This window comes from Acinetobacter sp. WC-323, assembly GCF_000314615.1.
Taxonomy (GTDB): domain Bacteria; phylum Pseudomonadota; class Gammaproteobacteria; order Pseudomonadales; family Moraxellaceae; genus Acinetobacter; species Acinetobacter courvalinii.
In genome coordinates this window covers 21,959-41,983 of the sequence record NZ_AMZS01000044.1, presented here as the reverse complement: position 1 = coordinate 41,983, position 20,025 = coordinate 21,959, and the positions used below count along the sequence as shown (strand labels likewise).

The following is a 20,025-nucleotide window of genomic DNA, read 5'->3' as shown; positions in this document are numbered from 1 at the left end:
TTTGGCAAGCACTGGGATTGAGCGCTAAGAACTACGGCGCAGTTATCATTTTTACAGATAAAACGATTAGCAAATTTGTCCACTTAAGCTTTATGATTGAAGCAGTTGCAAACCCGTACTCATGGAATGAAAGAATGGATTTGATACAAACCAATGGTCAGCCACGTTATGGACGTTTTGATCAGGTACCCTCAAGAATTAATCTGGATGACTATATTTATAAAACGCCTTATGGACAGGTATTAACTGGCTGGCGCAAGCAACTGAAATATAAAAAATTTAAATTCTGTGGCTTGCAACATGAGCATTACAGCATTGGTGTGGCAATTGTCGACCTATCCTGGGCTGGGCATGCGTTCTTTTATATTTATGATCACCAGACTAAAAAGGTGATTGAGTGGAATGCGATTCAACCTTTGGCATTCAAAACACAATTGGATGAGCAGCCGTTATTTAGTCAAAGTTCGTTCAAAAAATCAGCCTATCAATTTGATATGCAGCATGCCAATGGCGTACGTTACATTCAGGTCAGCAAACATGGTGAAATCCAGCTAAAAGCACGGATTTTTTGTGCAGGGACCGATGCCTTAAGTTTATGTAGCCCGACCGGGATTAATGGCTGGACCTATACCCAGAAGCAAACCACATTGGCGGTCGAGGGCTTTTTTATCAGCCCAGCCCAGCAACAAATTGAATTTAATGCCTATAGTCTTGCGGCTTTGGATGATACCTGTGGTTTTCTGCGCCCTGAGACGGCCTGGTTCTGGTTGTCTTGCCAGTTCCGTGATGCACAAGATCGTCGTATTGGTATCAATCTGGCATCAGGCGTCAATGAAAGTTTTGGTAATGAAAATACTTTGTGGGTCAATGGACGTTTGTATCCGCTGACGGATGTTTTATTTGAGCAAAAAGATGAAAAAACTTGGTCAATTCGTTCTTTGGGTGGATGTTTAAACTTGGTGGTGGAAACAGGCTGGTGCCGTTTTGAGAATATTAACTTGCGTTTGATCGGCAGTCAGTTTAATCAATGGCAAGCCAAAGTCAGTGGAACGATTGCGCATGAACAGGTCGAATTAGTGTCATTAGATAGCCAATATGGTTTGTTAGAACAACATTACGCGAAGTGGTGATGTTTAAACAGTATCAAGTTAGCTTGATAAAATAATTTTATGCTTCAGCAGCTCTATTTATAAAGGAAATATTTATTATAGATGGTTTTAAAACATTAACTTGATAAGTTTATTATAAATTAAGTGGTTTAGCATAAATATGAAATGAGGTAAATCTGATGGATTACCAAATATTGAGAAATCTATTAGCATCTGTTATGTCGGTAGATGTCGGGTTAACCGAGGAACGTGAAGAAGTTGTTTTGATTACCTCTTTGCAGAAACCAGCGTATAGGAATAAGCTTAGAAATGAGTTAGAAGAGGCGTTATGTGACTCTAATTTATCATTAGTAAATCTTTTAGATAACGAACGATACTGTGTTTTCTCTGCTGATTCCGAAGATGAAGCTCGCAATTTTCTTTTAGAGCGAATCTGGAGTAAAATTGTTTTATTTGATTCTAAATAATTTCAATTCATAACTTAGACATTATTACCTCGTCCAATTAATGTGTAATAGAACGAGGGATATTGAATAGAAAATATATTAGTAGGATGGACGAGATATATTTATAATCCTGCTTGCCAAAACGCTTCACCCGCAGCAATTGGATCATTGGTCTTGGCTAAAGTATCAATCCAGACATCGTATTGGCGAATAACAGGATGTTGATTTGGATGGAAATCCTTTTTAAACCAATCGCTATATTGTGCTCTTTTTGCAGTCAAAATACCGTTACGTCCAAAGAACCACGGTAAACCTTTACGTGCCATATCAAAACGTTGTCTCAAGTTAAAACCATCGGTTTTGAGCATCACATCAGTACGGTATAGAGTAAAACCAAACATCATGACAGTTGTGAACACTAAGGCAAAGCGACGGGTTGCTTCAGGCACTTCACCAACTTCTCGCATCACATCAAATGCCACATCACGATGTTCCATTTCTTCAATCGCATGCCAAGCAAAAAGTGCACGTACGAAAGGATCAGCTTCGGCCAACGTCTCTTTTTTGCTATAGAAGGTATCCGCCATCAGCGCAGTTAAATGCTCGGCTGCTGCGGTCATGGCAATGTTGTATTGAGGAGAGCGATTCTTCAGTTCAAAGCGAAAGATTTTCTTTAAGCGGGCCGTGAACTGATCCACAGGCATCCCTTGATCTTTCATGATCTGGTTCATTTTATCATGCGCGATACCATGCTGTGCTTCCTGCCGAATAAAGTCAGCGACACGTTCCTGCAAGTCTGGATCATCAATTTTGTCTCGGAATAAACGGACGCATTCAATAAAATAACGCTCGCCATCAGGGAAAGTCAGGCTGAGGGCATCAAACATACGGGTACGGAATGGGTCGCCACCGAACCAGAAGCGGGGTGCCTGCTCGAGATGGAAGTCCAGTTTGGTTCTGACCACAGGATCAACTTGATAGGAAACATGTGCATTCATCTTTGCTATTCCTTGTTTTTCTTCATGTAGCCAGTATGGAAAAAGTCCGATGAAATGTTTTGACAGTTACAGCCAATTTTTATACAAATAACGACAGCTCAGGATGAGATTGGCCCATGTCCGTTAAAATAATCATTGGATATTTACGTTTATTGAATCGTGTTTTGCAGCAGGAACAAATTGATTTGTCTAAAGTTGTTGCGCCTGAACTTTGGCAAACCTTTCAAGCCTGTCTGGAAAATCCGGATGAGCGTGACTTTGATGTCGAACGTTATGCGTTATTGTTACAGGCAGCTCAAGCACACTTCACCCGTCCGATTACTTTAGTTTTGGCTGAACATGCCAATTTGCAGGATTTGGGCTTGATGGGTTATCTGGCCTCAACCAGTATGGATCTCCAGCAGGCACTCCAACTCTTGCAACGATACTACTCGCTGGTATTTAAACAAACCAATCTGGAACAGCTCGATGTCCAGCAGTTTCCTGATTATATCCAGATTGTCTGGGGCGCATCTTATTGCGACTATCGGGAAATGTATGAGCTGAATCTAGCCTTGATCTTTAAAATCGCGCAATCGATTGTGCAGGATGCTCTAGTGCCACCGCAGATGATCCAGTTTGGCTATGCCCCGCATACGGCACTGTATCATTTTGAAAAATTCTATGGTTGTCCGATTCAGATTCAGCAGGGCCAATATGCGATCCGCTTTTCCAATCAGGTTTTAAAGGCAAAAAGTATTGCGGCAGACCAGCAACTGAATCAGGTCTTGTCTACTCAGGCACAGCATTCATTGAACAGTGTCAGCTCGTTTGAGGTTCAGCAGCAGCAATTTAGACAAAAAATGCATAGTCTGATTGAACAGGGCTTAGTGCAGCAGGAAGAAGTGTTGCAAAGCTATGTGGCGAAGCGTTTGCATTGTTCGGAACGGACACTTCAACGTCAGTTAAAGGCTTATGAATTGAATTTTCAGGATGTGCTGGATCAGTATCGTTTAGAACAGAGCAAGCTGTATCTGCAACAAGGTAAGTCTTTGTCTGAGATTGCGGAACGGCTGAATTATGCGGATCAGAGTGCGTTTGGACGGGCGTTTAAGCGTTGGACAGGCGTTACACCCAAGCAGTTTTTAAAATCTCTGTAGATTTTAGATCAAACTTTTAATTAATAAGTGTTTAGCTAAGGTAGTTTGATTTATAAACAAACAAATGGGTTTGATATTTTCCTTACTTTTCAGGGATGAAAAGTAACAAAAATCCTCTGTTGGACTGACGGTACGTCCTGAGCAAATTTTAAAGCCCTGCTTTGAAATGCAGCGCAAGGCTAGTCCAACGGGCGATATCCATGTCGCCTACCTCGATAGTAGATTCTTGTCTAAATTGAAGCGTTATTGAGAGTGGGATTTGAGCAGTAATTCAAATCTTCTATGGTTTTTTTAAACGCGGATAATTAAAGACAATGGCAAGCACTGCACAAATCGCAAGAATCCAGCAATAGTAGATATTGCCAATCAATTCAACCGGAGAAAGTTTGGCAATCGAACAGGCAAGTAGTAACTGTGCTCCATAAGGAATCATGCCTTGAACCACACAAGAAAAAATATCCAGTAAAGCTGCACTCCGTTTAGGATCTACGCCGTATTCTCTAGCCACTTCACGCGCCATATCGCCCGATAAAATAATTGCAACGGTATTGTTGGCCACAAATAGATTCGAGAAGACCACCAGAAAACTAATACCGAATTCACCAGCACGCTGTTTACCGAATTTAAATAGGCGGGTAATCGCATAAATGCGTTGAATCAGCCACTGCAATCCGCCTTGTTTTTGCATCAGGGCGGACAGTCCACCCAGCAACATGGAAAGTAATGCCACCTCAAACATGCCGACAAAGCCGTCATAAATCGCACTGTTCAGCTTGAGCACATCAAAATCCGGTTTTTCAAGCAGCCCCATCAGACCTGATAAAATCACGCCGATCATCAGCACTGCCAAAACATGCAGACGGGTAAAAGCAAGAAAGAACACCGCCAGATAAGGCAGAATCAGCCAGAGATCATAAGGCTTGGATTGAATGGCTTCTGCTTGATGGCTCATGGAAATATAAACCATTAAGGTGATGATGGCTGCGGGAAGTGCAATCCAGACATTGACCCGAAATTTATCTCTGAGTTCGACATTCTGGCTACGGGTTGCTGCTATGGTGGTATCCGAGATCATCGATAAATTATCGCCAAACATGGCACCACCAACCACCGCACCAATGGCATAGACCGGCGCAATATCAGTCGCTTGAGCAAAACCAAAGGCAATGGGCGCACAGGCTGCAATGGTGCCCATCGAGGTACCCATGGCCGTAGCAATAAAGGCGGCAATGATAAACAGCATGGGTAAGACAAATTCTGGCGAAATAAGCGAAAGTCCTAACTGTACCGTCGCATCGACACTGCCAATGGCACTGGAAACACTGGCAAAGGCACCTGCCAGCATAAACACCATGAACATCAGAATCAGATTCGGGTGACTGGCACCTTGCAGGAACTCTTCAATCGCTGTATTGAGTTTCTGTTTATACAGCAGAAGTGCGAGAATCACCGCAGGAATTGCAGCCACAGGTGCCTTGACCTGATAAAAGGCAAATTCAGTTCCGATCATTGAATGATAAAGACCACTCCCAAGAAAGATGATCAAAAATACCAATAGCGGCAGCAAAGCAAGGGCATTGCTTTGTACTTTTTCGGGAGAGTGGGCAGACATAAAATAAAAAGGAAACTTAAAAATTGCGGCTAGTATAAAGGAGCTTGGCGAAATTCTAAAATGCTAAGCGATCAGCCTGAAATTAGGAATCTTTGATCATTGAGAAAAAACTCAAAATATAGATAAATGTAGCAGGGGAGTTGTAAGTCGCAGGATTCGCTATCGCATTCACGTCAAACTCTGTTCAATGAACAAAAAATAGCGTTACAATGCAGTGTTTTTAAATGACCACAAACAACTCCTTAATTTATATAAATCAGGAAAGCATAATCCTATGTCACGTCTTGCCACTCGTTTTGAACAGCTTAAATCTCAGCAACGTAAAGCGCTTGTTTCTTATGTAATGGCAGGTGACCCGCATCCACAAGTCACTGTTCCATTGCTTCATCAAATGGTTGAGGCAGGGGTTGATGTTATTGAACTGGGTCTTCCGTTCTCTGACCCGATGGCAGATGGTCCTGTAATTGCTTTGGCAGCTGAGCGTGCTCTGGCAGGTGGAACCAATACTTTAGATGCATTGGATATGGTGAAAGCTTTTCGCGAAAAAGATCAAACGACACCAGTTGTTTTAATGGGCTATTTAAATCCTGTTGAAGTGATTGGTTATGAAAAGTTTGTGACTTATGCGAAAGACTGTGGTGTTGATGGCGTACTTCTGGTGGACTTACCACCTGAAGCATCTCAGCAATTAGGTGAAGTTCTTAAACAAAATGGAATGGATCAGATTTTCTTGCTTGCGCCAACCTCAACCGACCAGCGTATTCAACATGTGGTCAATCAGGCAAGTGGTTTTGTCTACTACGTGTCACTCAAAGGTGTGACTGGTGCAGCAACCCTAGATACTGCTGAAGCAGCAGCGCGTATTGCAAAAATTAAATCTAAAACCAGTGTACCAGTCGGTGTTGGTTTCGGAATTAGTGATGCGGCGTCTGCAAAAGCGATGGGTCAGGTTGCCGATGCCGTGATTGTAGGAAGTGCTTTCGTTAAATCTTTTGCGACATTGCCAGCAGATCAAGCTGCGCAACAGACGGTGAATAAAGTGAAGGAGCTTCGAGCTGCGCTCGATGAGTTAGTATGAGTCAAGAGTTAACATCAGGGAAGGTTCTTAACCCTTCAACCCCTTGGACTGAGCGTCATGTTCCTGGTATTCAGGTGGCAGATCAACAGCAAACGTTTAAAGCGACCTTTACTGAGCCTACGATTGAATGTCCTGAGTGCCATGCACTGGTGACACGTACTGCCATGTCATTTAATGCCTATGTCTGTCCTCAGTGTGATGAGCACCTGCGTATGCGTGCGCGTGATCGTCTGAACTGGTTCTTTGACCAGGTCAATGGTGAGTTAGGTCAGGAATTTAATGCCAAAGATCCATTAAAGTTTGTGGATAGCAAACCGTATCCAGATCGTATGCGCGAAGCGCAAGACAAAACGGGTGAGACAGAAGCACTTGTGGTAATGCAAGGTTCGCTTAAAGGTTTAGACCTTGTTGCCTGTGCTTTTGATTTTGATTTCATGGGCGGTTCAATGGGTACAGTTGTGGGCGACCGTTTTGTTCAGGCGGCTGAACGTGCCATTGCTTTACACCAGCCAATGATCTGTTTTGCAGCCTCAGGCGGTGCACGTATGCAGGAAGGCATGTTGTCCTTGATGCAAATGGCACGTACTGCAGCAGCCATCCAGAAAATGAAAGAAGCACGTGTGCCTTATGTGGTGGTGTTAACTCATCCGGTTTATGGTGGTGTAACGGCTTCATTGGCAATGCTGGGTGATGTGCATATCGCTGAACCGAAGGCGATGATTGGCTTTGCCGGTAAGCGTGTAATTGAACAAACCGTACGTGAGAAACTGGAAGAACCGTTCCAGCGTGCAGAATATTTGCTTGATCATGGTGTGGTCGATCAAATTGTTCATCGTCATGCATTACGTGATACTGTATACAGACTTGTTGCAAAACTGATGAACTTACCTTGAAACCGCACGCTCCACATTCAACGGATACATTAACAACATGGCTCGATTATTGGGGCCATGTTCATGTTACAGGCATTGATTTAGGTTTAGAACGCGTTATTCCTGTGGCTGAAAAGCTGGGTGTGATGCAACCTGAGGCGAAAGTATTTACCGTCGCAGGTACGAATGGTAAAGGCTCGACCACGACAACTTTAGCTGCAATTTTAAATGCGCAGGGTTATAAGGTGGGCCTGTATCAGTCACCGCATATTTACCGTTTTAACGAGCGCGTAAAACTGGCGGGTGCCGAGGTAGATGATCAGCGTCTGATAGATGCTTTTGTACAGGTCGATCAGGCTCGCCGTGAATGTGGATTAAGCCTTTCTTTTTTTGAAGCAACCACTTTGGCTGCTTTTGTCATTTTTAAACAGCAACAATGTGATGTCTGGGTGCTTGAAGTCGGTCTTGGTGGTCGTCTTGATGTGGTCAATGTGATTGATCCGGATGTTGCTGTGATTACCAATATTGGTTTAGATCATGTCGACTGGCTCGGCGATACGGTCGAAAAAATCGCATTTGAAAAAGCGGGAATCATTCGTCCGAATATTCCGGTGGTTTTTGCCGGGCAACAACAATTGCCACAAGCCGTTCAAGATAAGGTGGCTGAAACACAAGCCCAGTTATATAAGCTCAATCAAGATTATTTCTATCAGCTGGATGAAAATGGACAAACCTGGTCATTTGCATCTTCTGGTAGTACCTTAAAGCTTCCTGTTGGTCAGCTGGCTTTGGATAATATTTCAACTGCGGTTGCTGCTGTACTGGTGAGTGGAATAGACATTTCACAACACGCCATCGCAACGGGTATTCAGCAGGCACGTCTCCAAGGCCGTTTTGAAATCAGACAAATTCAGGATAGAACCGTTATTTTTGATGCGGGGCACAATGCCCATGGTGTCGAATTTTTGTTGAAGCAGTTGCGAAAATTCCTAAAATACAATAAACAGTACACAGAAGTTGTTGCAGTATTTTCAATGTTGGCAGATAAAGACATTCCATCTGTCACTGATTTACTAAAAACAACAGTAAAAGATTGGTTTATTGCTAATTTAGATGTGCCTAGAGCCGCACCAGTGCAACAGATTCAAGATGCATTGCAAGGGCAACAGGTCCATGAGTTCGGCAGTATCCAGCAAGCGTTTGAAACTGTGCTGAAACAAGGTAATAACAATCAGCTGATTTTAGTCTGTGGTTCGTTTCATACTTTAGAAGCGGTCTGGGAGTATTTAGAAGAATGTCGATGAATAACAAACAACGTTGGATGGGTGGCGTTGTTCTATTAGGAGGTGGTGTTTTATTGGCCGCACTGCTTCTTAAAGGTAATGAAGAAATAGAGCAAGATCATACGCAAGCTACCGTTACTCATCCTATTCCCAAAACAGCCACTAAGCCAAAAACTGCTCAGCCTGCCCAAGAGAGTGAAATGGTTTCATTACAACCTTTAGCGGTTGATGTTGAAACAGAAAAACGTTTGCTTGAAGAACAACGTCGCTCTCGTGAAAAAGCAGTTGCTGAACAAGAGGCACGTGCAGCTGAATTTTTAAAAATGCAGCAGCAGGCAGAAGCAGCAGCAGCGCGTAAAGCCGCAGAAGAATACGCAGCGATCAATGCTCGCCGTACCGCTGCACAAGAAAGTTCAGACAATATCCCGCCTGAACTGGTTGAAGATGAAAAAGCCAAGGCAAAACGACTGGCTGAAGACAAACGCAAAGCGGATGAAAAGAAGCGAGCGGAACAGTTAAAAGCAGACCAGCAAAAGACAACTGATGCTGATAAAAAGCTAGCGGAAGATAAACGTAAAGCAGAAGCCGCAAAGAAAGCGGAAGCTGATCGCAAAGCTGCGGAAGACAAACGTAAGGCAGATGCAGACAAGAAAGCTGCTGAAGACAAGCGTAAAGCTGAAGCCGACAAGAAAGCCGCGGAAGACAAGCGTAAGGCCGACGCGGATAAGAAAGCCGCTGAAGATAAACGTAAAGCCGAAGCGGACAAGAAAGCTGCTGAAGATAAGCGTAAGGCAGAAGCTGAAAAGAAAGCCGAAGCTGAAAAAGCCCGTGACCTGATGGAAAACGGCGATAAGAAATGGATGGTACAAGTAGCACTGGCCGCTAATCAGGCCAATGCAGATGCCGTGGTATCGAAATTACGTGCTAAAGGCTATAAGGTAACCACTAGCCCGACCTCTAAAGGTATTCGGATCATGGTTGGCCCAGCCAAAGACCGTGATACGGCAGATACGACCCGTAAGAAAATTACCTCTGATGATAGTCTGAATATGAAATCAGCCTGGGTGATTGATTGGGTTCCGCTTGACCAGCGATAAATGCTGATCTTCTCCTAGACAAATTTGAAAAATCTCGCAGGCGTTAGCTACCCTGCGAGTATTCTCTTGAGTTAGGGGAAACGATATGAACATAAATACTGATATTCGGATATTAGAACGGTTTATTTTTGAATCTGATTCTGCGATTAGTGCACTATCTGGTGTTGGTTGTATCGGGGAAGATCTTTACTTTGTGGGTGACGATGTTTGTTACTTACTCAAAACCAACCGAAACAATAGCACGCTCAGTGCAACGGTCTTCGAAAAAATTCCACTATTTGAACAATCCCAGCAAATACAACTTATCCCACTGAGCAAAGAAAAAAAGCCTGATTTTGAAGCAATAACCTACCTCAACTTTAACGGACAACCACAGTTATTGATTATGGGATCGGGTTCTACGGAAAATCGTAAACAAGCATTACTCTATAATCCTGCCAATGATCAGGTCGAAACTTTTTTAGATGCGGTGGATTATTACTTTTTAGAAAATAATACTGAATTAACAGGTGGAGCTGATCTCAATATAGAAGCAATATGTTCAGACCATCATCATCTCTACATCTTTCAACGCGGTAATATTAATCGCCATCATGGTGTTTTAGTCTTTGATTTAGCTAAGATTCAAGAAGAGAAATCGTTAGAAAATGCCCTTATCAATTCGTTCAACCTCAACTTGCCTGAGATTGAGGGCGCTGCAAGTGGGATTTCTGATGCCTATTTTTTATTGGATAAAAAACTAATTGTTGCCACGGCTGCGGTTGAGCAAACATTAAATACCTATGATGATGGTGATGTCTTGGGGAGTTTTATTTTGTTGTTCTCACCAGATGGTCAAGCTCTATCGAGTCATTTGATTCAGAATGTAGAAGGCAAAACGCTACCCATTAAAGTTGAAGGGATTACGTGGCTCGAGTCGCGACCTGAGGGCGAAGTATTTTTATTGGTCACCGACAGTGACGGGGGAAATTCTGAAATTTTGAAAGTATTGCTGAGTCATTCTGCTTTTGAAAAACTACAAAATTAAGCCAATATGCTTTGCTGGATAATTATCCTCACTGAATTTAAGTGAATCAGATAGACAAAATAAGTGTCTTAACGAGATGGATTCGACAGTTGCTGTTGAATCCATTTTACATTTTCAGGGCTCAGCAAATGCTCGATATTCTTCCAGATCACATGAAAACCATAGCCACCTTGTTTCATTTCTTTTACCGCATCTTCAATTGACCAGTGTTCAAAAATAATGCGATACATGGCAATGGTCGCACCTGTACGGTCTGAACCATGGTAGCAATGGATTAAGACTTTTTGATTGTTCTGTTTGGCAGTTTGAATAGCACGCATCGCTTGTAATAAGTCTTCACGATTGATCGCCCAGGTATAAATCGGGATATGGACCAGATTAAAGGGTTGATCTTTAAGCACCTTGGCATCGTCATTGCGTGCACGAAGGTTGATCACCGTATCAATATTGTACTGTTTTAAGCTTGGAATTAACTGATTGCTCGGCTGTTCGCTACGAAACACATCACTGCTGATCTGATAAAAATTATGGGTGTGTGAGATCAGCGTTCCCCAATTTTCAGGGCGTTGTTCATCATCCAGGCCTGGATGTTTCATACAGCCACCGATACTGAGGCAGGAAGTGACTGTAAGCGCGATGAGTGTTTTTTTCATAAGATAGCTTGATAGCGACTGAATTCAACGGGATCGTGTGCACAAATTAACTCAATCTTAGGCTCATGTTGAGCCAGAGATTGTAAGCGTTTTAGGTTATGCAAACGCTGCTGGTTATCTTCAGCCAATAAACGTTCGGTAAGATCGAGCGCTCTGAGTTTATGTTTAGGATTGAGTTCCAAATGAGAAAAGTAGGCATCCCCACAGAACAGAATCCAGCCGTCCTGTTTTTTTATTGCAATGCCTGTGTGTCCAAGTGTATGTCCGAGCAAAGGCACCATTAAAATTTCATCCTGAAACAACGGGAGGCCTTTTACGCGCTGCAGATTAAACCATTCTTCACCATCGTTATGTTCTGCAAAGCTCCAATGTCGATGCTGTTTAAACTGCGCGGTTTTATAACGTAGTTTGCCTTTGCCAGATAAAGTCTGGGTTGCATTAAATTCAGAGGCCAGCACATGCACGGTTGCATGGGGAAAATCAGAGATGCCGCCTGCATGGTCAAAATCCAGATGGCTCACAAAAATATGTTTTACATCGTTGGGATTAAAGCCGAGTTGCTGAATCTGTTGAATGGCACTGAGTTTCAGGTTTGGGACGATCGAACCAAATTGTGTCAGCAAACTGCCAAGGCGCTGTTCGGTATGTAAATAGTCTTGCAGACCCAAGCCGGTATCAATCAATACCAGACCACGATCAGTTTCAATCAATAGGCAATGACAGACCAGATGGGCTTTCCAGCCCTTTTGTCCAAATAAAGGCGCGCAGACAGGGCAAAAACTGCCACAATGCAGGTGATGGATGTTATAGATCATGATGATTTTTATTGTGTTCCGGATCGAATTATTTTTATAACGTATCGATTCAGAAATACCAAAACAAATTTGAATCAGACCGAAAAAAGCCTATCGCTGAGATAGGCTTGATATTTTGTCTTGCACTGCGACTAAAGCTTTCGCTTCAATCTTTTACTCACAGCATAGCTGCTCACTTTCTTGCGAAGCTTTAGTTGCTTCTCAGGAACGAGCGTTGCTGGTCTTTATGGCTACGCACTTCGTTTGTCTTGCGCTTCGCTTAAAGCCTTTAATCGGCTTCAATCTCTTCGCTCACAGCCTAGCTGTTCACCTTGCGTTTCGGAACGAGCGTTGCTCGTTTGGTCCTCACTCAGGCTGGGGCGTGAGTCTCAAATAAGGTTTAACAGCTTTATAGCCTTTCGGGAAGCGTTGTTTGATTTCTTCCTCATCCTTTAATGATGGCACAATCACCACATCTTCGCCTTGTTGCCAGTTTGCTGGTGTCGCAACTTTATGTTTGTCGGTAAGTTGCAGTGAGTCGACCACGCGCAATACTTCATTAAAATTACGGCCTGTTGATGCCGGATAGGTAATGATCAAACGCACTTTTTTATTCGGGTCAATAATGACCAATGAGCGAACGGTTAAGGTTTCACTGGCATTGGGATGAATAAATCCATAAAGTTCAGACACTTTTCGGTCTTTATCCGCAATGATGGGGAAATTCACCGTGGTATTCTGGGTTTCATTAATGTCCTGAATCCAGCCTTTATGAGATTCAACATCATCTACCGAAAGGGCAATGGCTTTAACACCACGCTTGTCAAATTCATCTTTCAGTTTGGCGGTATAACCCAGTTCGGTGGTACAGACCGGCGTATAATCTGCTGGATGGGAAAACAGAATACCCCAGCTATCGCCTAAAAAGTCATAAAAATCAATATTACCTTCGCTTGATTCTTGCTGGAAATTTGGCGCGGTATCGCCTAAACGTAATGTCATGATCAGTCCTCTATACTTTTTTCTATGTCGTTTCTCTATTCAATATGCAGCATTCACTTTATAAATAAAATTATTGTTTTTGTATTTTGTTATGAACTTTTGAGATATCTCTTAGGGATCTTGTTAAAAAATGATCGGAAATTCACATTCAGGTCGATGTAAGTTTAAGGCAAATTTGCTACATTAACGCATCTTTACTGGTGTGATGTCAGAATCGCCTCGCAGATTTTTTTACCTGTTTGGATGCAAAGCACTTGTAGTTCTTATTTCTGACTCCATAATAACAGCTAAGAAAAAATTAACCGACCTAGGGTTTGTTGTTATTGACGAACCTTATAACAAACAGGATTAGAGAGTTTATTCATGTTGGCAAGTCTGATCGGAGGTATCTTCGGTACAAAAAATGAGCGCGAGCTCAAACGCATGCGTAAAATTGTTGAACAAATTAATGCGCTTGAACCGACGATATCTGCTCTTAACGATGCAGACCTCTCTGCAAAAACTCCAGAATTCAAACAACGTTTTAGTAATGGCGAAAGTTTAGATAAATTATTGCCAGAAGCGTTTGCTGTCTGCCGTGAAGCGGCAAAACGTGTCATGGGCATGCGTCACTACGATGTGCAGTTAATTGGTGGTATTACCTTGCACGAAGGTAAAATTGCCGAGATGCGTACCGGTGAAGGTAAAACCCTGATGGGTACTTTGGCGTGTTATCTCAATGCATTGAGTGGTCAAGGCGTTCACGTCATTACCGTAAACGATTACTTGGCGCAGCGTGATGCCGAGTTAAACCGTCCATTATTCGAATTTTTAGGCTTGAGCATTGGTGTGATTTACTCCATGCAGATGCCTGATGAAAAGGCACAAGCCTATACGGCCGATATTACTTACGGGACCAACAACGAATTTGGTTTCGATTATCTGCGTGACAACATGGTGTTCTCGTTACAAGAGAAAAAACAACGCGGCTTAAGCTATGCCATCATCGATGAGGTCGATTCGATCCTGATTGATGAGGCGCGTACACCATTGATCATTTCTGGTCAAAGCGAAGACTCATCTCAGCTATACCAGCTGATCAACAGTATTCCGCCAACATTACGTCCACAGAAAGAAGAAAAAGTGGCAGATGGTGGACATTTCTGGGTGGATGAAAAGCAGCGTTCAGTGGAAATGACTGAAATCGGTTATGAAACGGTTGAACAGAAACTGATTGAAATGGGGCTGTTGGCTGAAGGTGAAAGCCTGTATTCAGCAACCAACCTGAATCTGGTTCACCATGTGACTGCTGCAATCCGTGCGCACTATTTGTACCAGAAGAATGTACATTACATTATCGGTATTAATCCGCAGACCCAAAAAGAAGAAGTGATTATTGTCGATGAGAGCACGGGCCGTACCATGCCGGGTCGTCGTTGGTCAGAAGGTTTGCATCAAGCGGTTGAAGCCAAAGAAAACATGGAAATTCAGCCAGAAAACCAGACGCTGGCAACCACAACTTTCCAGAACTATTTCCGTCTGTATAAAAAGCTGTCAGGTATGACCGGTACTGCCGATACTGAAGCTTCGGAAATGAAAGAAATTTATGGTCTGGATGTGGTGATTATTCCAACCCACCGTCCAATGGTCCGTGTCGATCATAACGATTTAATCTATTTAAATCGAAATGGTAAATACACCGCGATTATTGAAGAAATTACTAAGATTCGTCAGCAGGGCGTTGCACCGATCCTGATCGGTACTGCGACGATTGAAGCCAGTGAAATTTTATCAGCCAAGTTATTACAGGCCGGTATTCATCACGAAGTCCTGAATGCGAAACAGCATGAGCGTGAAGCAGATATTATTGCGCAAGCAGGTAGTCCGAATGCGGTGACGATCGCAACCAACATGGCGGGCCGTGGAACCGATATTTTGCTGGGTGGTAACTGGAAAGCCAAGCTTGCCAAAATTGAAAATGCGACCCCTGAAGACGAAACGCGTTTACAGGCACAATGGGAAAAAGATCACGAAGACGTGTTAAGTTCTGGCGGTCTGCATATCATTGGTTCTGAGCGTCATGAATCACGTCGTATTGATAACCAGTTGCGTGGTCGTGCAGGTCGTCAGGGTGACCCGGGTGTATCTCGTTTCTATCTGTCGCTTGAAGATGATTTGATGCGTATCTTCGCAGGTGACCGTGTAGTTGCCATGATGCGTGCCATGGGCTTGCAAGAAAGCGAAGCGATTGAGCACAAGATGGTCAGCCGTTCGATTGAAAATGCACAACGTAAAGTTGAGGCTCGTAACTTCGATATTCGTAAGAACCTGTTGAAGTACGATGACGTGAACAACGAACAACGTAAGATCATTTATTCGCAACGTGATGAAGTTCTGGCAGAAAGTACGCTACAAGACTATATCGAAGAAATGCATCACGAAGTGGTGAAAGGCCTAATTGCCAACTTTATTCCACCGGAATCAATTCATGACCAGTGGGATATTGAAGGTCTGGAAGGGGCGTTACAGTCTGACTTGGGAATCGAGTTACCGGTACAGCAATGGTTAGACCAAGATCGCCGTTTAGACGAGGAAGGCCTGATTGAGCGTATTGCAGATGAAGTGATTACCCGTTATCGCCAACGTCGTGAGCAAATGGGAGATGAATCCGCAGCCATGCTGGAACGTCATTTCATGTTGAACTCACTGGATCGTCATTGGAAAGATCATTTGGCGGCGATGGATTACTTGCGTCAAGGGATTCATTTACGTGGTTATGCACAAAAGAACCCTGAACAAGAATACAAGAAAGAAGCCTTCAACTTATTCGTGAATATGCTGGGGATTATCAAGTCTGATGTGGTGACTGATTTATCTCGTGTTCATGTACCGACAGCCGAAGAATTGGCGGAGCTTGAAGCGCAGCAACAACGTCAGGCTGAATCAATGCGTCTTTCATTTGAACATGATGATGTAGATGGTTTAACCGGAGAAGTCACGGTTTCTGAAGAAACTGAAGGCTTTACCGACAATGCACCATTCCCGGTACCGGAAAGCCGTAATGCGCCGTGCCCATGTGGTTCAGGCTTAAAATACAAGCAATGTCACGGTAAAATCTAAATCCTGATTTTTAGATTGCACTAAAATAAAAAAGCAGAGCATTGGACTCTGCTTTTTTTTACGATAAATAACTTGAGTCAATGGCAGCTTTGTAGTTTCATTATTGAACTTACAGATCTTGATTGAATTCGCATTAAAAGCGGGAAGACAATGAAAAAACCATTACAACTTTTAATTTTGGCAAGTGCTGCAGTGTCAGGTATTGCATTTGCAGCTCAAGCTCCACAAACCACGACTGTTGATAAAGTATTGGCAGCAAAAGGTACTAACACGGCAGAAGCGCAAGTCAAGCGTGAAGTGACGACTGTGGTCAGCCCGCGTACCGGTATTCGCTATACTTTAGGCGAAACAGGTAACCGTCCAATCGTATTGCAAACTGCAGCAATTGCACCAGCGAACTCTGCCAACATCAATCGTATTGTGGCATCAAACCCGGCATTATCTGCAAAAAGCCAAGAGAAAGCGAAGATTGCTTTAATTGGTGAAACTGCAGTTCAGGCGGCGAATGCGGCTGCTGCACAAACTGCGGGCACTCAAACAGCTCAAGCGATTCAATAAGCAGTCGCTTCGGAATAAAAAAAGAGATGCAATCGCATCTCTTTTTTTATGGCTACACCAACAGCTTTACAGAAAACTTGGCAGCAGAATCAAGCCAATAATAATCGCAAATAACAACCACTTTGAAGCATAGTACAGTGGACGATTACGTTCTTTTAAACCACGACCGTAATGATGTACTGCATAACCATATTTAAAAATACGGTTGATGAAACCAGTCTTGTCTTGGTCATCATTGGGTGAGCTTGCCGCTGACATGACATTACGGCCAAACCAGTGGTTGAACTTTTGTGCCCAGCCCCATTTCATTGGTCGTTCAATATCACAGAACAGGATAATGCGCGTTTCATCGGTCTTATTCTCAGCCCAGTGCACGAAGGTCTCATCAAATACAGTGGCTTCACCATCTCTCCAGCTATAACGCTCCTGATCAACCTCAATAAAGCAGTCATCGCTATTCGGAGTCACCAAGCCAAGATGATAGCGTACCGAACCGGCATAAGGATCACGGTGTTTACCCAGATAACTTCCGGAAGGAAGCTCGGTGAACATCGCCGCTTTCACTGAGGGAATACTTTCCAGTAGTGCTACGGTTTTGGGACAGAGTTGTTGTGCTGACGGATGACTATCTTGATACCATTTCAGATAAAAGCGTTTCCAGCCACGTTTAAAGAAGGTGTTAAAGCCCGCATCATTATTTTTTTCAGAAGCTTTAATCTGGTTCTGTAGCTGAATGGCTTCCTCGCGAATCACCTGCCAGTTATCTTGTAGTGGTTTGAGTTCAGGGAACTGTGCCACATCAAAGAAAGGTTGGTTCGGCAATTTGGAAAAGCCCGTCATAAACATGTTAATCGGTGCTAAAAATGTCGAATGGTCAAATAATTGTCGAGATGCTTTTAAGCGCTCTTTACCACGTAAATAGGTATATAAGAAGCTGATTAAAAATACGGCAACGATAATCACTGCGTACATAACACAATCGTCTAAGAAAAAATAAAGGCGGTTATTTTAGCACAAAAAATATTTGGAAGAATGCAGTTGCAAAAGCAACTTTATAAGATAAAACAGCATAAATTGAATGGTATTTCAGATGATCTGGATCGGTTATTTACAGATCATCTGAAATTCAGTGCTTAAATCTGATTATTTACATCATCATGTTTGGTTTCACGAATCAGTAAAAAAGCGATTAAAGACAGGATCGACGCGCAGCTGAGATATAGGCCCACTGCACCCAGTCCATAACTTTCAGCCAGTTTGGTCGCAATATAAGGTGCAAAAGAGGCACCGAAAATACCTGCCAGATTAAAGGTTAAGGCAGAGCCAGTATAACGGACCGAGATGGGAAAAATCTCTGACAGTACGGTACCAATTGGTCCGTAGGTTAAACCCATAATCGCAAGACCGATGCACAGGAACAAGAACACCAACAGTGGATTACCTGAGCCTAATAACGGTGCAAAGCAAAGTCCGAACAAGGCAGAAAGTACACAGACTGCAATCGAAGTGTTTTTACGGCCAAATTTCTCTGCAAAAATCGCAGAGAGGGGAATAAAGGCAGCAAAACATAAGGTTGCGAACAGTTGTAACACCAGAAACTCACCGCGCGCATAACCGAGTTTGGTGGTGCCCCAATTCAAGGCAAAAACCGTGGTGAGATAAAACACCACAAAGGTACAGATGGCGGCGATGGTACCCAGGATTAACATGGGCAAATGTTTGGTCACGACTTCCTTGAAAGGTACATTGACTTCTTTTTGCTTATTCAAGACTTTCTGGAAGGCCGGTGTTTCATGCAACTTTAAACGGATGTACAAGCCAACCAAGACCAAGATTGCACTGGCAATAAATGGAATACGCCAGCCCCAGGTCATGAACGCCTGTTCTGTCATAAAGGCATTCAGCAGTAAAAATGAGCCTGTAGCAAGGATAAAGCCGATCGGCGCACCGAGTTGCGGGAACATGCCATACCAGGCGCGTTTGCCTTCTGGTGCATTCTCCGTAGCGAGCAATACGGCACCGCTCCATTCACCACCCAGACCTAAACCTTGTCCTAGACGGCATAAGGCGAGCAGGAGCGGGGCTGCAAGGCCAATCTGCGCATAAGTCGGTAACAGACCGATACACACTGTTGAAATACCCATGGTCAGCAAGGCAGCCACCAAGGTGGCTTTACGACCGATCCGGTCACCAAGATGCCCAAACAGTGCCGCGCCGATCGGGCGTGCAATAAAGGCGATGGCAAAGGTTGCCAGTGATTTTAGAACGGCAGCACCATCGCTACTTTCGGGGAAAAATAAATGTGGAAAAATGAGTACAGCGGCCGTGGCGTAGATATAAAAGTCAAAAAACTCAATCGTAGTACCGACAAGGCTGGCAAATAATACCCGTACTTTTGAATTGCTGGCCACTTCCGGGGTGGCAGTCGTAGTGCTTGACGACATACAAGACCTTCATGTTATTCGTTCAAGAAACAGAAGTCTGTCTTGAAAAATTCCTTTTGAATGTGCAGTTTTACTTAGAAAAACTGAATGCTATATAAGGACTTATAATACATAACAGTAGATTGCTAAAAAGTGTAATCCTGCCCCTAATAGCACAAAAACATGCCAAATTGCGTGAGTATATCTTACCTTTTTTAACGCATAAAACAATGTGCCGATGGTATAAGCCAATCCGCCTGCAATTAAGAGTTGTATCGCCTCTTTGCTTAGATAACGCTGCATATCATCCATCACCAGAATGGCGAGCCAGCCCATCAACAGATAGGCTGCCAGAGAAATTTTCTGGAAGCGGTGAATAAAGACCAGCTTAAACAGGGTGCCGATCAGCGCTATGATCCATAAGGCAATCAGCAGGTAGTGAGCTTTGGCGGTGGGAATCGCAATACTCAGAAACGGGGTATAGGTACCTGCAATCAGATAATAAATTGCAGTATGATCCAGCTTTTTATACCAGTAGCGTTTACGTTCATCCATTGCAAAGTGATAAAGCATGGAACTGCTGAGTAGCAATACCAGACTAAAGCCATAGACCCATAAACTCATCCATTGGCCTAAGGGCAGTGCATGGCCCTTAACGATCAGAAAAATGGAAGCAATCAAAGCAAGGGCAGCGCCAAGTCCATGACTATAGGCATTGATCAGTTCTTCTTTGGGGTCATAGTCCAGCAACGTTTTTGAGTTCATCAAGCGATCAGGTGCATAAAAATACAACTGTATCGTAATGCAATTTCCCTTTTAAAGTAAGACGCTTTAA

At 43.3% G+C, this 20,025-nt stretch carries 18 protein-coding genes; 10 read left to right on the top strand and 8 right to left on the bottom strand.

Annotated features, from left to right (window positions below; all coding sequences use genetic code 11):
* Positions 1-134 precede the first annotated feature (134 nt).
* On the top strand, positions 135-1,130 hold the full coding sequence (locus ACINWC323_RS09460; RefSeq protein ID WP_009512161.1) for a DUF2804 domain-containing protein: 996 nt from the start codon (positions 135-137) through the stop codon (positions 1,128-1,130).
* Positions 1,131-1,288: 158 nt separating this feature from the next.
* Positions 1,289-1,576, top strand: coding sequence for a hypothetical protein (locus ACINWC323_RS0119045; protein ID WP_032881470.1), 288 nt, complete (start codon positions 1,289-1,291; stop codon positions 1,574-1,576).
* 101 nt (positions 1,577-1,677) lie between these two features.
* On the opposite strand, the gene ACINWC323_RS09465 is transcribed toward ACINWC323_RS0119045, so the two are convergent.
* Positions 1,678-2,553: a metal-dependent hydrolase gene (locus tag ACINWC323_RS09465; protein WP_009512119.1), complete on the bottom strand. Its 876-nt coding sequence runs from the start codon at positions 2,551-2,553 to the stop codon at positions 1,678-1,680.
* 116 nt (positions 2,554-2,669) lie between these two features.
* Here ACINWC323_RS09465 and ACINWC323_RS09470 point away from each other — a divergent pair, with 116 nt between their 5' ends.
* Positions 2,670-3,692 (top strand): AraC family transcriptional regulator, encoded by a 1,023-nt coding sequence (locus ACINWC323_RS09470; protein WP_009512116.1) that lies wholly within the window; start codon positions 2,670-2,672, stop codon positions 3,690-3,692.
* Between the two features lie 280 nt (positions 3,693-3,972).
* On the opposite strand, the gene ACINWC323_RS09475 is transcribed toward ACINWC323_RS09470, so the two are convergent.
* Complete coding sequence (locus tag ACINWC323_RS09475) at positions 3,973-5,304, bottom strand: Na+/H+ antiporter NhaC family protein (protein ID WP_009512087.1); 1,332 nt, start codon at positions 5,302-5,304, stop codon at positions 3,973-3,975.
* Positions 5,305-5,578: 274 nt separating this feature from the next.
* On the opposite strand from ACINWC323_RS09475, the gene trpA reads away from it, so the two are divergent.
* The 5 genes from trpA to ACINWC323_RS09500 all read left to right on the top strand — a co-directional run bounded on the left by trpA (position 5,579) and on the right by ACINWC323_RS09500 (position 10,661).
* Positions 5,579-6,382 (top strand): tryptophan synthase subunit alpha, encoded by an 804-nt coding sequence (gene trpA, locus ACINWC323_RS09480; RefSeq protein WP_005226895.1) that lies wholly within the window; start codon positions 5,579-5,581, stop codon positions 6,380-6,382.
* On the top strand, positions 6,379-7,275 hold the full coding sequence (accD, locus tag ACINWC323_RS09485) for an acetyl-CoA carboxylase, carboxyltransferase subunit beta (RefSeq protein WP_004775442.1): 897 nt from the start codon (positions 6,379-6,381) through the stop codon (positions 7,273-7,275). The genes trpA and accD overlap by 4 nt, the downstream gene beginning before the upstream one ends.
* Positions 7,272-8,558, top strand: coding sequence for a bifunctional tetrahydrofolate synthase/dihydrofolate synthase (folC, locus tag ACINWC323_RS09490; RefSeq protein ID WP_009512080.1), 1,287 nt, complete (start codon positions 7,272-7,274; stop codon positions 8,556-8,558). Before accD ends, folC begins: the two co-directional genes overlap by 4 nt.
* Complete coding sequence (locus tag ACINWC323_RS09495; protein WP_009512133.1) at positions 8,549-9,634, top strand: SPOR domain-containing protein; 1,086 nt, start codon at positions 8,549-8,551, stop codon at positions 9,632-9,634. The genes folC and ACINWC323_RS09495 overlap by 10 nt, the downstream gene beginning before the upstream one ends.
* Before the next feature lie 91 nt (positions 9,635-9,725).
* Entirely contained in the window at positions 9,726-10,661 is a 936-nt protein-coding gene (locus tag ACINWC323_RS09500) for a DUF6929 family protein (protein WP_032881478.1), read from the top strand.
* A 68-nt stretch (positions 10,662-10,729) separates the two neighbouring features.
* Here ACINWC323_RS09500 and ACINWC323_RS09505 read toward each other — a convergent pair whose 3' ends face one another.
* From ACINWC323_RS09505 to ACINWC323_RS09515, 3 genes are all read right to left on the bottom strand, one after another.
* Positions 10,730-11,314, bottom strand: coding sequence for a dual specificity protein phosphatase family protein (locus ACINWC323_RS09505; RefSeq protein WP_009512135.1), 585 nt, complete (start codon positions 11,312-11,314; stop codon positions 10,730-10,732).
* Positions 11,311-12,129, bottom strand: a complete 819-nt coding sequence (locus tag ACINWC323_RS09510) for an MBL fold metallo-hydrolase (protein ID WP_009512125.1) — start codon at positions 12,127-12,129, stop codon at positions 11,311-11,313. Before ACINWC323_RS09510 ends, ACINWC323_RS09505 begins: the two co-directional genes overlap by 4 nt.
* Before the next feature lie 345 nt (positions 12,130-12,474).
* Positions 12,475-13,110, bottom strand: coding sequence for a peroxiredoxin (locus ACINWC323_RS09515; protein WP_009512177.1), 636 nt, complete (start codon positions 13,108-13,110; stop codon positions 12,475-12,477).
* Positions 13,111-13,473: 363 nt separating this feature from the next.
* Here ACINWC323_RS09515 and secA point away from each other — a divergent pair, with 363 nt between their 5' ends.
* Together secA and ACINWC323_RS09525 are read left to right on the top strand one after the other, a co-directional pair.
* Complete coding sequence (secA, locus tag ACINWC323_RS09520) at positions 13,474-16,209, top strand: preprotein translocase subunit SecA (protein ID WP_009512081.1); 2,736 nt, start codon at positions 13,474-13,476, stop codon at positions 16,207-16,209.
* Positions 16,210-16,359: 150 nt separating this feature from the next.
* On the top strand, positions 16,360-16,767 hold the full coding sequence (locus ACINWC323_RS09525; RefSeq protein WP_009512085.1) for a hypothetical protein: 408 nt from the start codon (positions 16,360-16,362) through the stop codon (positions 16,765-16,767).
* A 66-nt stretch (positions 16,768-16,833) separates the two neighbouring features.
* Here ACINWC323_RS09525 and lpxO read toward each other — a convergent pair whose 3' ends face one another.
* The 3 genes from lpxO to trhA all read right to left on the bottom strand — a co-directional run bounded on the left by lpxO (position 16,834) and on the right by trhA (position 19,955).
* Entirely contained in the window at positions 16,834-17,739 is a 906-nt protein-coding gene (gene lpxO, locus ACINWC323_RS09530; protein ID WP_005226913.1) for a lipid A hydroxylase LpxO, read from the bottom strand.
* Between the two features lie 161 nt (positions 17,740-17,900).
* Complete coding sequence (locus ACINWC323_RS09535; protein WP_009512089.1) at positions 17,901-19,211, bottom strand: MFS transporter; 1,311 nt, start codon at positions 19,209-19,211, stop codon at positions 17,901-17,903.
* A 102-nt stretch (positions 19,212-19,313) separates the two neighbouring features.
* On the bottom strand, positions 19,314-19,955 hold the full coding sequence (gene trhA, locus ACINWC323_RS09540; protein WP_032881476.1) for a PAQR family membrane homeostasis protein TrhA: 642 nt from the start codon (positions 19,953-19,955) through the stop codon (positions 19,314-19,316).
* Positions 19,956-20,025 lie beyond the last annotated feature (70 nt).